Consider the following 13,976-nt stretch of genomic DNA (forward strand, 5'->3'; position numbering starts at 1 on the left):
ACATTTCACTTTTTTCCAGATTAAACCAGCCAAACCCTTCTCCCATAATAGAATGGATTCTATTTATATAAATCCCGAGATTATACATTATTTGATCATACTCATTGGAAAAAAGTTTTACATGTTCAAGTGAAACACCATTGATAAATTTAGTTATCAAAAATTCGCGAGGAACCAAGGTCTTAGTTGCATCATAATAAATGATTTCAGGAACCGGAACTCCTTTTTTTTCTAGCAGTTTATATAATTTTGCTTCGACCATCATCAATTTTTTTTCAAAATGAAAAAGAAGTTCCTGTTTAACAGGAGATAGTCGTAAAATAATATCACTTGAAGGCTTTTCCGTTTGAATTCTATATGTTGTATTGAATTTTCCACCCTGCAGAAGAGTACTGGAAAGGATCTGCGTTGATGGCGAATAAACATGCCTAATAATAGATAAAATCTCGTGGTCTGTTATTTTACAAAGTAATTTTGAATCAGTGTTCATCTATCAATTCTTTCGGATCGGAGCTTTTTAAATGTTGTCTGGCCACCAAACTATTCTTATTGTCTGAAAAAATGTAAGGATTATCTCAAAATGTAGTTCTTCACAACAATCCGTCCTTTGGATTATCACCTCAATATACCAATTATTCAAGGGTACTTCACTTTTTGCATGCCTGAAAGTCCCATGCAACGGAATATTAAATCCATGTTCTTCAACTGAACTGATACCAATTTTGAAGTTGGCTGGATTTTTTGCTTTGATTATCATTTCCTTGCATATACGGAAATTCATGTGCCCTTCCCCCCGTTTCTGAGTCCGAGTCCGTTTGCCGATCCTGTGCTAACTACCAGATCCTTGTCTCACGATCTGGTAGTTAGCACAGCTATACATGCCTCAGATTTAAACCTATTGGAGTCGTTATCAGGAATAGAGTATTTTTGAAGAAAGACTTATCCAAGGAGATAAAGACCTGAAAACCAGAATACGTCAGTAATTTCGGTCGAAGTTGCTGCGTTGAGTAACCAAATAATCGGAGGTGCTTATGAGGCATATGAGCTTTTTTATTTCTGCTGCAGTCCTTCTGTCAATTTCCACGTCGCTTGCCGCCCCCAGAATTGAGTTCGATTCAAAAACCTACAATTGCGGAACTGTTATCGAAGGTAAGATCGAGAAAATTACTGCTGTTTTTGTTGTGAAAAATACCGGTGATGCTGTTCTCAAGCTTGAAAGTGTACGTCCGTCTTGCGGATGCACAGTGGTTAAATTTGACTCACTGATCCAGCCGGGTAAATCAACGAAAATAGAATCGGTTGTGAATATACAGGGGCAGAGGAGCGGGCAGCTTTCAAAGTCAATCACTGTTACTTCCAATGCGGAGAATGAGAAGACGGTAAGATTGTTTATAGAAGCGACAATTCAGGCACCTATTGACCTGTCTGTGACATCGCTGAGTCTGGATGGATCCAATGATGGAGTGCCGAAGAAAATTACCCTTTCAACCAGGAAGAACGATTTGTCGATAGTCTCGGTTGAGTTCCGTCCTTCTGAAACCGGCGAAAATGCTCCTGCCTGGCAATCGGATCTTTCGATTCCTTTGAGATACAAACTTACATCAACCGATTCTGTTCGCGAAAATGGATACAGGGTCTATGAACTTGCCGTTTACAGTCCCAAAGTCAACAAGCCATCTTATGGGCAAATTACCATCCAGACAAATCATCCGGAAAAAATGGAACTGTCTCTATACGGTTACATTCAACCTTGATACCTGTGCCATAACTTTTTTACATAAGCACTGAGGATTCCTGGGATTGAGAAACCAGCCGGGCATTTTCCTGTGTTAACAATCGAAGGACAGCCCAGACCTGAGTCTTCCAATGGGCCTGGGCTGCCAAAGGCAAGTATCCCTTCAAAAGGAACACAATGTGTTGAGACTGACTCTTCATTCATGACAAGAGATTCGGTTATTTATTGTGGACCGGGAAATTATCTTGAACTGAGCAATTCATTAATTGCTGAAAATAAAGGATACCATGGTGGAGCTGTATATGCTGATGCTGTTGATATCGGTGCAATAGAATTTAACGGCACAATTTTGCCACTAAATACAATTTTCGGTACTAACAGGAAACCACAGCTTAATTCAGAGTACAACAGGGCAGTAATATATACACTTAACGGCCGCAAAATCGATTCATATTCCGGAAAAGTCTCGGTGCATTCTCTGCGTGAATCGGCTGGAAGAAGGCTGCCAAAGGGAATGTATATCATAGCTCCTTATCTCCCAGGAAGGCAGTGCAAAATGGAGAGGTTATTGGTAAAGTGATCGGACAGGGCAAAGGATCCATTTTGCCGCATTCCAGAAATGCTCATATAACTCCAGTTCGCTCAGGTGGACCTTGTCAATTCGGTGGTAAATGCTGCCAGAATTCACGCACCTCTTCAATTGAGAATTCACTGAGTAAACCCCGAAAAGACGATTATAATAGAATCTCAGATCATTGTTTTTTAACTGAGTATATCTTGCGATACCCTCATTGCGCCATTTCTGCCTGAGTTGTGATGACGATTGAAGGTTCTAAAAAAGATCCAGACGATAAAGCTTTACTGGATGTATAGTTGACTGAGGCACTAAGGTGGAGGGTGTGGAGGTGTAAGGGGACAGACGTCCCCTTAAATATTCATACTGAAAATCATTTACAAAAAGTGACGGCAGGAAAACCTTTTTGTCTCGATACCGAATCTGGCCTCGAAACAGCCTCAGAGCACCATTCAATTATTGTCTCAAACAGTAACCCATTCTTCAGAAAGAATTTCTCCCTGCAGACTGAGAACAATTGCTTTCAGCGGCACTTTCCTTGTGGCCTGTGACAGAGCCTGCTTAGCCAGATGCAGCAGTCCTCCACAACAGGGAACCTGCATTATAACCACAGTTAGTGTGTTGATTTTTGCCTCATCGAACCATGCCCTGATTTTCTCCACATACTCATCCTGCCCGTCATCCAGCTTCGGACATGCAATTGCAATTGCTTTTCCTTTTATGTAATCGTTGTGGAAATTGCCGAAGGAAAATGCAGTGCAATCTGCCGCCAGAACGACATCCGCACCCTGATAATAGGGAGCTGTTGGTGCGATAAGATGCAGTTGAATGGGCCATTGGCGCAGTTGAGACTGCGCTATTGCAGCCGAATCTGCATCGGTTGTTTCTGCATTCTTCCTGAGATCCATCATCTGTGAGCCAGGGCAGCCTTGAAATGCCATAATTCCTCCATGTTGTGTTAAGAGACCTGAGCCGGTTAAAATGATATCTAATCGATATCAAATACTCTGCCTTAAATATATCCTGAATTCCGATTTAGAGGATTGATTTGAATCAAGAAAAGTGAATTATTCTTTTGATGGTAATGGGAGTGTGGCTTTTGTGCTGGATTGATGTCTGGGTTGTTGGGTTTTTTACTTGGGGGATGGTGTGGTTAGGAAAGAGGTGGTTTAACTTAACCGTAACTTAATAGGTTAAATTAAAAATTCACCTCAGAGATGAATTTTTTAATTTAAGGGTTTAAGTCAGGATTTCATCCCGGAGGTGAATTAGTAACCCCAAAAAAACGAATCAAACCATCGTTTCCCGAAAATAACCCGGAAAACTATGCTGTTCCCCTCAACCAATCAGGCAAACAATAGCAGGCTTACCGCCATCACCAGCATTCCTGCTATAAGACCCCCGATGGCCAGATGGTGTTCTCCATACTCCTCTGCTGTAGGAAGGAGCTCGTCAAGGGAGATGTAGATCATAATCCCGGCAACAGAAGCGAAGACAAATCCAAATGTCAGATCGTTGAAAAAATGCCTGAATAGAAAAAAGCCGACAATAGCTCCCACTGGTTCCGCAAGCCCGGAGAGAGAAGAGAACCAGAATGCCTTTGACCTGCTTTTGGTGGCAAAGTAAATGGGAACCGAAACAGCGACACCTTCCGGGATATTATGAAGCGCAATCGCAATTGCGATGCTGATTCCAAGTGAAGGATCAGTCAAAGCGCTCATAAATGTAGCGAATCCCTCAGGAAAGTTATGTATACCGATTGCCAGGGCGGAAAATAACCCCATACGGAGGAGTTTTTTTTCCGATGGTCCTTTCTTTTCATTGGCCATTCCCTCCAGATGAGCCATCTCATGAGGGTTTTCAAAAGATGGGATCAGCTTGTCGATAAGTGCAATCAGGGCGATGCCGCAGAAAAAGGCGAACACTGTGAGTCTGTAGCCATTCTTATCCCCAAGATAAGTGGAGAGGGAATCTCTGGCTTTAACAAATATTTCCACTAGTGATACATAGATCATCACACCGGCGGAGAAACCCAGTGATCCTGCAAGGAACCGTGGGTTAAGTCTTCTGGAAGAGAATGCAAGTGCACTTCCTATGCTGGTAGACAGGCCGGCAAAGGCTGTGAGTCCGATTGCAAAGAGGATGGTTTGAGTGGTCATAAGTTTCCTGTTAATAAGTATAGGGAACGAATATTCAATAATATAGGAATTTGCATGGGCGAATAGCATTCAGAATGCCGGGATTTATCGCTTACCCGTTTAAGTCCTGAAATCGTGACTTAACTTGTTAAGTCAAAACCACCACTCCGAGAAGTGCTTTGATCCCTTTCCATATAAAACTGTACAATTAATCCCTTTGATAGACAATTCTGTTCATTTTCTAATTGCACGCTGGAACTCTTTTATTTGACAATTATCATCAATACCGGTTTTCTGCAGAAAAATTGCAGAATTCCAGAGATCTTATTTCTGGTATGACAATTGATTAAACAGCTCTGAACCTTTGGTATGAAGAAGGGAGCACAAAATGAGAAAAACGATGTTAACGTGTGCAATTATCTCTTTGTTTGCAGTATCGGTTTCTTTCGGTTCCGATCTTGTCGGGAATGCTGCTTCTGTTGATTCGTTTGACACTTACAGGTATATAACCCGGAATGGACGGGAATACACTGCATTGCTGCCAAAGAATCGTCATGCAAATGATTATACTCCAGTGGGTTTTGTCAGGCAGCCCTCTTTTGTGCGCGGGGGAGGACTACTGAACAAAAAAGAGCACTCTCTTGTGCTTTATGCTGACGCCGATGTGCTGCCGCCGGCATTTATGCTGGGGTATCGTTATGGGATCCTTTACTGGTGGAATGCTGGGATTGATCTGGGTGGAAATAACGGAGTGTTTCAGGCCTTTGTCCGTACCCGTGTCGAAAACATAAAGACCAGAAAATCTGAATTCTTCTTCTGGTCAAATGAATTTAGCGGGGGCTTTAAAAGACATCAGGCGGATTTCGGCGAAAATACAGGGTTTGATGACCTCTCACTTGTTGCCACTATTGACAATTCTCTGGGATTCCGTTTCGGTCAAACACGGGAAAAAGTCCTATACCTGCTGACAGTATTTTACACCGATTATGACATTCACACACCGCGAAGACAAACAGATTACTATCTTATTCCAGCTATTGCCGGCTTTGAAATGGTTATCGGGAAACATAGCAATTTCTTTGTCGAAGCAGGAGCTGCATATTCTATAAACGGGATGGAGCTTGCGGATAAAAGTATAGCATTTGAGAAATCATGGTTTCCTATAGCCAGAGCCGGTGTTGCATTCCGGACCGGTTCTAAAACAGCGGTTTACTATACGCGGGAAACCAGCGTATTGTCAAGGAAAAAGTGATCTTGAACTTTCACGATGATATATGCAGGGAGACACCTCTGTCTCCCGATTTCTTCTATCTGGCTGTATATTGAGTATACCTCGATTAATCAAATCCGTTTTTGAATTCCATCTTCTGCTTGTCTGTTTACCCGTGGATAAAGGGGTTCCCGGAAGTCAGTACAGTGCTTTATGTTTTGTATTCTTTTATTTGCGGGCTGCAAAAACTAATTTGAGATCTATGTCGATTGCAATTAACAATCCCGTGATTAAAAAGTTGGCCCTGTCCGTAGCAGGGGTACCGCTGCTGAAAAAGCTTGAAAAAGCAAGCAGAGATATCACTTTGTCCCAGGACCGGGTCCTTAAAGGCATAATCCAATCATGTAAAGACACCCTGTTTGGCAGGGAGCACGGTTTTGCGTCAATTAAAAGCATCAGGGATTACCGGCAGGCCGTTCCCATAAGGGACTACGAGGGGCATCGAGGGTATATAGACCGGATGAGCCGCGGGGAGCCGGATGTGCTTTTTCCCGGAAAGCCGGTATTCTACAATACAACAAGCGGGACAACGGATAAACCGAAACTGATTCCAGTCTCAGATAGATATTTCAGGGAAGCATATAGCGGTGTCAGTAAACTCTGGTTTTATACTTGTCTGAGAGACAATCCTACACTTTTTCATGGTAAAAACCTCTCTTTTGTCGCTCCTGCAGAAGAGGGCAGGACAGAGGACGGTACGCCGTTCGGTTCTATTTCCGGAGTGGTTTACAGAAATATTCCCGGAATTTTAAAAGATCTTTATTCCACTCCATATCCGGTGATCTGTATCAAAGATTATGAAAAGAAATACTATGCTATGCTGAGATATGCTCTGGCATGCAACATAACCTATATCATCACAGTTAATCCATCCACTGTGCTGCAGATGCACAGGATGGTTCTTCAGGAGGCACAGGGTCTTATAAAGGACATTCATGATGGGACACTGCGCCCGGATGTGGCCTCGGAGATAGATCCTTCTGATCGTGCGGTGATGCTTGGGAAACTCAAACCGGATCGTGCAAGGGCCAGGCAGCTTGAGAAACTTGTCGAACAATACGGGGAGGAACTCAAACCTGTTCATTACTGGCCTGATCTGGTATGCGTAAACACCTGGAAGCAGGGTAATTGTGCCCTTATTCTGCCCAGACTTCAGGGCTTTTTCCCTGAGAAGACAATCTTGAGAGAATTTGGATATCAGGCCAGTGAGGCACGTGCAGGCCTGGTGCTTGGGAATGAATGGGACTACTCTGTTCTCCTGGGGCATATCTACCATTTTGAGTTTATCGAGGAGAGCCAGAGGCAGAAAGATGATCCGGAGGTCCTGGGGGCTGATCAACTGGAGATTGGCAAAAGCTACTATATCCTGATTACCAATGGAAGCGGTCTTTACAGATACGACATAAATGATATCGTGCGGGTAGAGGGATTCTTCAACCGGTTTCCACTGTTTCGTTTCTTGCAGAAGGGAGAGGGCGTAACAAGCCTTACAGGAGAGAAACTTTCTGAGGCTCATGTTATGCAGGCTGTTGATGCTGCTGCGGTGGCAAGAAACTTAAAAGTAGAGTTTTACACGATGTTCTGCGATGTACAGAATTACATCTATAAACTGTACGTGGAGTTCCCTGCAGGAACAACGCAGAATCTCAAGAAGTCTTTCCTGGAATTGGTTGATGAGCATATTAAGTATGTAAACCCGGAGTATTCCGCAAAGAGGAAGTCAAGCCGCCTGAATGCACCGGTGCTGGTTGACTTGAAGCCCAATTCCTATGAGATGCTCAAGGCGAAGCTGCTTGCTGAGGGCTGGGTCAGAGAGGGTCAGTACAAGGTTAATTATCTCAGGAAAGATCCTGACATGCAGAAAGTCTATGATGATCTGCTGAGTGAAAGTAAATAACTGCTTTCATGTACAAATAAAAATCAAGCAAGTCACTTAATCAGCTTAATCGTAGATCTTTTTTTCTCAGATGTAATCGATAGCAGTTGCTGCCTGAGTCTTGCTGGTTTTTCCTCCGCACCCCTCGCATCCATCCCAGCAATAAGTGCAGAGTTTTTCCTTTGGAAGTCCGATAGCTTCAACCATATCAGGCATCTTCTGGTATACCAGTGAGGAGATTCCCATCCTTTTACGGATTATATCAACCATGGCCTTGAACTCCTGAGTGTCCGGATCTATGTATTTATCAAGCGAGGTGATCTCTCCTTCCAGTTCTACAATAGCTTTACGGCAGGCAAGGTCCATTTCCGATCTTGATCTGGAGAAGTTAAGGTATTTGCATCCGAAGAGCAGGGGAGGGCAGGCGGGGCGCAGATGTATCTCTTTGGCACCGTAATTATAGAGCTTCTGGAATGTGTTATAGAGCTGAGTTCCTCTCACAATTGAGTCATCGCAGAAAAGCATCCTCATTCCTGCCGTAAGTTCCTTGATAGGTATAAGCTTCATTCTTGCCACCAGATTTCTCATCTCCTGAATCTGAGGCATAAAGCTGCGTGCCCATGTTGGGGTATATTTGACAAATGGCCTTCTGTAGGGTAATCCTGCTTCAGCAGCATACCCGTAAGCGTGTGCAACTCCGGAATCCGGGATACCGGCCACCAGGTCAACATCTACGGAATCATTTCTGGCAAGTGCAGCACCGCTTCTATGGCGGGAATCCTCTACATTTATTCCCTCGTATGTGGATGCAGGGTATCCGTAATAGATCCAGAGAAAAGTGCAGATCTGCATCTCGGTGCCCGGCTGTTTCCTGATTTCATATCCGTTTTCAGTTATCAGAACTATTTCACCTGGACCCAGTTCATGGACAACTTCGTAACCAAGGTTCGGGAAGGAGCAGGTTTCGAGAGCGACGCAGTATCCATTACTTCCCTTGCCGATAATAACCGGGGTCCTTCCCAGCAGGTCACGGGCCGCGAAAATGCCTTTTCTGGTAAGGAGAAGCATTGAGCATGAACCCTCAATTGTTTCCTGGGCAGAGGCGATTCCTGCTTCAAATGACTCTTCATGGCTTATCAGGGTAGCAATAATTTCCGTGGGATTGATTTCAGTACCGCTCATTTCTGAGAAATGGGTGGCTCTCGTGCTGAATGCTTTCCTGGTCAGTTCTCCGGCGTTCTTTACCAACCCTACAGTGACGATACCGTAAGTACCGAGATGAGAGCCGATGATAAGAGGCTGGTCTTCGTAGTCACTTATGACACCGATTCCGCTTTTTCCATGCATTTTGCGGAGATCATCATCGAATTTACTTCTGAATTGAGAGTTGCTTATGTCGTGGATTATTCTTGTGAAACCGTTTTCATTGATTGTTGCCATTCCGCCGCGTCTGGTGCCCAGATGGCAGTGGTAATCGGTTCCGTAGAAAAGATCACTGATACATTCCTGCTTTGATATTACTCCGAAAAAACCGCCCATAAAGAAATCCTGACCTGAAAGATAAGGAACAGACCTGAATTTTTAAAAGAGAAAGAAAATACATTCCGAAGAAGTCATTATACGTTTTTGTGCTTAAAAAGTGTGAAGTTTTTTTCAGGGAGACCTCTTTGTGAGTTCGAACTGCCCAGCACCTCTTTTCACAACTTGCAGGTTTGCGATGTTTCTGTCTACCAGGCAGATGCTTTTTTGCATTTAATTACCTTGAAAAAGTGATATAATATATAATGAGATCTAATACAGGGGTGTATGGATGAGAAAGGAAAGCGGATTTTCATTACTGGAGATGCTGGTTGCCATCCTGATCCTGGGCATACTGGGCGCTTTTGCCGTAGTCCGCTTCAGCTCTTATATTGCAGAGGATCAGCTTCAGAAAGCTGCCTGGAAAGTAATGGCAGATCTATCAATGACCCGGTCCATGGCCATGAAAAATGATTGCCAGATACTGGTGACTTTTCCCACAAACAATCAGTACACGATCATTATAGATTCGACTAACAATTCTGTTGCTGATGCGGGTGAGTATCAGCAGGTATTTACATTGGATCCTCCGGTCCGGTTCGGCCTGCCGGAAACATCGCCTGGCAGCGCAGCCTCGGGAGCGGATCTTCCGGCGGCGGGATCATGGCTGGGAGGTAACTGGGCAGATAAAGGTATGATTGTCTCCAAAGATGCGATGGGGAGTATAAATCCGGGAAGTCTTTACCTGAGTTCATCAAAACTGCCGAAAGTGACTTATTGCATAGCGATTTTGAATGCCGGCAGTACACAGAATCTTAGAATGCTTAAATGGGATGGATCATCATGGATTGCTCTGTGAGAGATTCCGGTTTTTCACTGATAGAGATTTTTATCTCTATTTTGATAGTAGCGGTCACAGCCATAGTGATTGCTTTCTTTTCAAAGACCAGCTCACTTACGTCAAGCTTCTCCAAGGGGTCTGAAACAGCTTATATGATTGCTGAACTCAAGCTTTCCGATTTGAGCGCTGATCCGGCCCCTGCGAACGGGAACGATACATACACTATTGATGGAAAGGAATACAGGCGTATCTGGAATATAACCGAAACGGGAAATGTGGTCAGAGCAGAGATAACAGTGAAGTGGCAGGCGATAAATGGAGAGAAACAGATAACTCTTTTAGGAGCGGTAAATTGAACAGCAAAGGTGTGACACTTATTGAGGTGATAATTTACGCGGTACTTCTTGTGATAGTATCGATGATTATCGGTTCACAGGTGAAAACCATGCTGAAGAGTTATACCGGGGGACAAAGGGTATCAAGCATTCAGGGTGGTTCCAGGGATGTACTTGCTATGCTTGCAAGAGAGATCAGAAACACCGGGTTCAAGCGTACGCTCACTCCCGGTACATCTGCCGGTACCTGGACAATTAACGATGTGGCAGGAGTCACTTTCTCCGATGGCTCCTCAATTAAACCATCAGAAGGGACTCCTGGAGACCGGTTGAATATCCGGAAGGCGAATATCAATGCCAGTGGGGATTTGACAGGTGTGGATGATATCACCTATGCCCTTAGCGGAACGATTCTGCAGAGGGTACTTGATAATAATACAACCGATCTTGCTCAGAATGTTCAAGCTCTTCAGTTCCAGTACGGGTTGCACAGTGAAAACCAGGTACTGCTCAATCAGAGACCTGTAGTCGGGGCCTCCTGGGATACTGTCAACTGCACCAAATCCGGTAACATGCAGATAAATGTGGTTGGCAACGTTTCAGGCAGAGTGACTTGTAACACATCCTTCAGTCTTACCCGTGGTCATGTCCGGGTTTCATTTAATGTCAGTGGTGCGGATGGTTTCCCGGAGGCTCTCAGCGAAATAAAATGGGTGCTCAGGGGGAACGAGGGGAATGGAGCAGTACTGGGCAGTGAGAGTTTTTTGCCCAGAAGCGGTAAAAACCAGTTCGATTTCCCAGTGCTGTTGGAAAACAATGATGCAAGGTTGTCATTGGAGTTTACCAGTACCGGTAACGGAAAACTCCAGGTCTCTGAGGTTGTGTTGACAAAAGTCTCCACGGACAGGTTTACATGGGTAAATATGCCCGATTCCATACAGAGACCTCTGGTCAAGGCTGTAAAGGTTTTTCTGCTGACAAGAACAAGCGGTGAAACGGATACAAAGAGAAGCGGAAGCATAACTGTAGCAAATTACAACTGTCCAACTGTCGGGAATTATACCTGGCGCCTTTATGAGGAGATAATTGAGATACCCAATAATGGCCTTTGAAGAGGGGCAGCTATGAAGAGAAAAATTCCAAATGGAAAAAATGACCAGAACGGTTTTGCCGTTGTCTATGGACTGGCTATTCTCTTTGCAGCAACCATAGCAGGAACATCGCTGACATATATCACTAATAAAGATAAAGTCGCTTCAACTGAGATGGTGAAGGTCAGGGCTGCTGCAATAGCTGCCAAGGCCTCGCTTCAGGCGGTAGAAGGGCAATTCGCGAAACAGCCTGTTGTTGCTTACAACATAATAAAAAAGTATACAACTAATCCCAGTTACAAATGGCTGCTTGGTAATGATCCCAATTCCGCGAATAACCCTGTTTCTGTTCAACTGAAGCCTGATGATCCCAACTCTCCATCCTTTTCAGCCCGGATAATGCGGTTTGATCCTACAAGTGCACTCCTTCAGGTTGAAGGGATAGGAAAAGGAGGAGGGTTCAGCGGCGGGAAAAAAAGTGTGGTGGCTATCTACTCCATCGGAGGAGTGGAGCAGAAAACCAGCCATAAAAAGAGACATGCGCTCTACATAGCCGGTGAGGGGAAAAATTTCGATACACGAATTACTATAAACGGGGATGTGTACTTTGGCGGTGATGTGATGTTTAACGGTGGAGCAAACAACAGCCTCATTAATGGAAATCTCAAGGTAGGAGTCACTTCTAACCCAACGGCACAGTTCAGATCTGATGCAAACCTGACTGTGAGGGGAAATGCCTACATTCAGACACATTTCTTTTCTCAGGCTGGATTGACAGTTGAAGGTAAGATGGGATTTGAAAAGGATGTAGAAATCAGGAATAACCAGATGCAACTGCATGGTGATGCATTCTTTAATGGAAAGATCCCAATTGATTGCGAGAATATAAACATGAATAACCATAAGGCTACATATACAAACAGGATAGAAAACTCCTCCAAGATCATTAATGCAAGCGCGCGTGAAAACATCGGAGCTGGAACGATCGATATCGCTTCAAACCTGGGAATGGAAGCCGGGGATGAAACCGCTTTTAAGGTCGATATATCGCGTATAGATGAAAGTTATATTCAGTCGGTAGGGAGTATTATTCCTGATAAGATAACCTCATCCTCACTTCAATGGGCCTACGACCATACACCTGCTGATAAAAAATGGAATGATTTCATGGTTGTGCGGGTAAACAGCGAGAAAGCGATTGAGGATGATGGCGGTACGTTCGATGGCAAGGTTATCTGGATCGTAGAGAGCAAGATTATTTGTAACCAGAGCCTTTTTAAATCAAGTGCGAATTCCAATACTTTATTCTATGTCAAATCCGGCGGCGAAATATCAGAATTGGGCGGGGTTAATGATTTCAGGGGATATGTACACGTGGAGGGCACCGGGACTGTTACACAGGCCTGGAAAGGCGGTACTTTTAACGGAGCGATACATTATGCCTCTGAAAACGCCAATTTCCAGTTCAATTCAGGTTGTGACCTGACAATGAACTATGATACGGATGCAATTCAGGAGTTCATTGACATGGGAATAGTAGATCCGCGTCAGGATCTGGTTGAGAAAGAACTGGTACTTCAGGACACAAGAATCAGGCCAATTTTACAGGGGGTATATTACTGATTGGGACCGCAGACTCGCCTGATTATCACTTGTGAACATGGCGGAAACAGAATACCTTCTGAACTCCGTTCTTATTTCAGGGGCAGAGAAAAAATCCTGAACAGTCACCGCGGATACGATCCGGGTGCTCTTCAATTCGCCCGAAAAATTTCCGCCAGTCTTAAAGCTCCTTTCTTTTACGAACAGATAAGCCGTCTTGTGGTCGAACAGAACCGTTCAAGAGGAAACCCCCGTGTTTTTTCCAAATTTGTTTCCTGCCTCCCTGAGGAGCAGAAACAGAGGCTTTTAAGGGAGATCTATGATCCTTATCACGAAAAGGTTTTCTCTGCTGCAGAAAAGGCAATATCTGAAGGGAGACGGGTGCTGCATTTCTCTGTTCACAGTTTCACACCTGTTCTTAATGGCGAGGTGCGCAATGCAGATACGGGTTTTCTTTATGACCCGAAGAGAAAGGGGGAAAAGGAGATCTGTCTCTATCTGCAGAAGTATCTGGCTGAGCAGGTTCCGGGAGTCAGAGTCAGGAGAAACTATCCCTATTTGGGAATCAGTGATGGGTTGACAAAACAGATGAGGATGAGGTATCCTGAGGAGAAATACCTGGGAATAGAGATAGAAGTAAATCAGAAGCATTATCGGAAAAAAACCGGAATGAAGGAAAAAATAGAGGAGAGTATTATCGGTGGGATAGCTGATTCAATCTTCTTTCCGCTCTTTTCTTAGCGCTCCTGCGTTACTGTGTGAGACTTTCATACCCATATTTCCAAGCAATTGCTGTTTCTTCGAGGACCTTCGAGGATAAATCCTTTTAAAGCATTCTGGCCTTGCTTATATTCAGTACATTTTCGATACAATGGGTTGTATCATGAGTAAACTTGTAAAAGACACAGAAAAAATTCTGGCAGACAATCTCCATGGCCCGGGAGGTGGGTTGGAGGTGCTGTCATTAGCCGCTCCACTGTTTATCTCTCAGGCATG

Annotated in this window: 13 protein-coding genes; 9 read left to right on the forward strand and 4 right to left on the reverse strand. The window is 44.1% G+C overall.

The window, feature by feature from the left end:
• Window positions 1–490, reverse strand: a 490-nt coding sequence (locus GX089_16855; GenBank protein NLP04166.1) for a phosphotransferase, incomplete at its 3' end; no start/stop codon positions are given.
• 550 nt (window positions 491–1,040) lie between these two features.
• On the opposite strand from GX089_16855, the gene GX089_16860 reads away from it, so the two are divergent.
• Together GX089_16860 and GX089_16865 are read left to right on the forward strand one after the other, a co-directional pair.
• The gene (locus tag GX089_16860) at window positions 1,041–1,754 is read left to right on the forward strand and encodes a DUF1573 domain-containing protein (protein ID NLP04167.1); all 714 of its coding nucleotides are present in this window, start codon (window positions 1,041–1,043) and stop codon (window positions 1,752–1,754) included.
• A gap of 72 nt (window positions 1,755–1,826) precedes the next feature.
• A complete protein-coding gene (locus tag GX089_16865) occupies window positions 1,827–2,315 on the forward strand; it encodes a hypothetical protein (protein NLP04168.1) in 489 nt (162 codons plus the stop codon).
• Window positions 2,316–2,773: 458 nt separating this feature from the next.
• On the opposite strand, the gene GX089_16870 is transcribed toward GX089_16865, so the two are convergent.
• The gene (locus tag GX089_16870) at window positions 2,774–3,250 is read right to left on the reverse strand and encodes a 4Fe-4S ferredoxin (GenBank protein NLP04169.1); all 477 of its coding nucleotides are present in this window, start codon (window positions 3,248–3,250) and stop codon (window positions 2,774–2,776) included.
• A 405-nt stretch (window positions 3,251–3,655) separates the two neighbouring features.
• Window positions 3,656–4,468 carry a zinc transporter ZupT gene (zupT, locus tag GX089_16875; protein NLP04170.1) on the reverse strand — a complete coding sequence of 271 codons (813 nt, stop codon included), beginning with the start codon at window positions 4,466–4,468 and terminating at the stop codon, window positions 3,656–3,658.
• Window positions 4,469–4,835: 367 nt separating this feature from the next.
• Here zupT and GX089_16880 point away from each other — a divergent pair, with 367 nt between their 5' ends.
• Window positions 4,836–5,699: a hypothetical protein gene (locus tag GX089_16880; protein ID NLP04171.1), complete on the forward strand. Its 864-nt coding sequence runs from the start codon at window positions 4,836–4,838 to the stop codon at window positions 5,697–5,699.
• Window positions 5,700–5,919: 220 nt separating this feature from the next.
• Window positions 5,920–7,614: a GH3 auxin-responsive promoter family protein gene (locus tag GX089_16885; GenBank protein NLP04172.1), complete on the forward strand. Its 1,695-nt coding sequence runs from the start codon at window positions 5,920–5,922 to the stop codon at window positions 7,612–7,614.
• A 66-nt stretch (window positions 7,615–7,680) separates the two neighbouring features.
• Here GX089_16885 and GX089_16890 read toward each other — a convergent pair whose 3' ends face one another.
• Window positions 7,681–9,132 (reverse strand): amidophosphoribosyltransferase, encoded by a 1,452-nt coding sequence (locus GX089_16890; GenBank protein NLP04173.1) that lies wholly within the window; start codon window positions 9,130–9,132, stop codon window positions 7,681–7,683.
• Window positions 9,133–9,403: 271 nt separating this feature from the next.
• On the opposite strand from GX089_16890, the gene GX089_16895 reads away from it, so the two are divergent.
• From GX089_16895 to GX089_16915, 5 genes are read left to right on the forward strand one after another with little or no spacing between them, the layout of a single operon-like run.
• Window positions 9,404–9,970, forward strand: a complete 567-nt coding sequence (locus tag GX089_16895) for a type II secretion system protein (GenBank protein ID NLP04174.1) — start codon at window positions 9,404–9,406, stop codon at window positions 9,968–9,970.
• The gene (locus tag GX089_16900) at window positions 9,940–10,308 is read left to right on the forward strand and encodes a hypothetical protein (protein ID NLP04175.1); all 369 of its coding nucleotides are present in this window, start codon (window positions 9,940–9,942) and stop codon (window positions 10,306–10,308) included. The genes GX089_16895 and GX089_16900 overlap by 31 nt, the downstream gene beginning before the upstream one ends.
• Window positions 10,305–11,399 (forward strand): hypothetical protein, encoded by a 1,095-nt coding sequence (locus GX089_16905; GenBank protein NLP04176.1) that lies wholly within the window; start codon window positions 10,305–10,307, stop codon window positions 11,397–11,399. The genes GX089_16900 and GX089_16905 overlap by 4 nt, the downstream gene beginning before the upstream one ends.
• Window positions 11,400–11,411: 12 nt before the next feature.
• Window positions 11,412–13,001 carry a hypothetical protein gene (locus GX089_16910; protein NLP04177.1) on the forward strand — a complete coding sequence of 530 codons (1,590 nt, stop codon included), beginning with the start codon at window positions 11,412–11,414 and terminating at the stop codon, window positions 12,999–13,001.
• Entirely contained in the window at window positions 13,002–13,721 is a 720-nt protein-coding gene (locus GX089_16915; protein NLP04178.1) for an N-formylglutamate amidohydrolase, read from the forward strand. It abuts the gene before it with no gap.
• Window positions 13,722–13,976 lie beyond the last annotated feature (255 nt).

The sequence above is a fragment of the Fibrobacter sp. genome, from assembly GCA_012523595.1.
In the GTDB taxonomy this organism is placed as follows: Bacteria; Fibrobacterota; Chitinivibrionia; order Chitinivibrionales; family Chitinispirillaceae; genus JAAYIG01.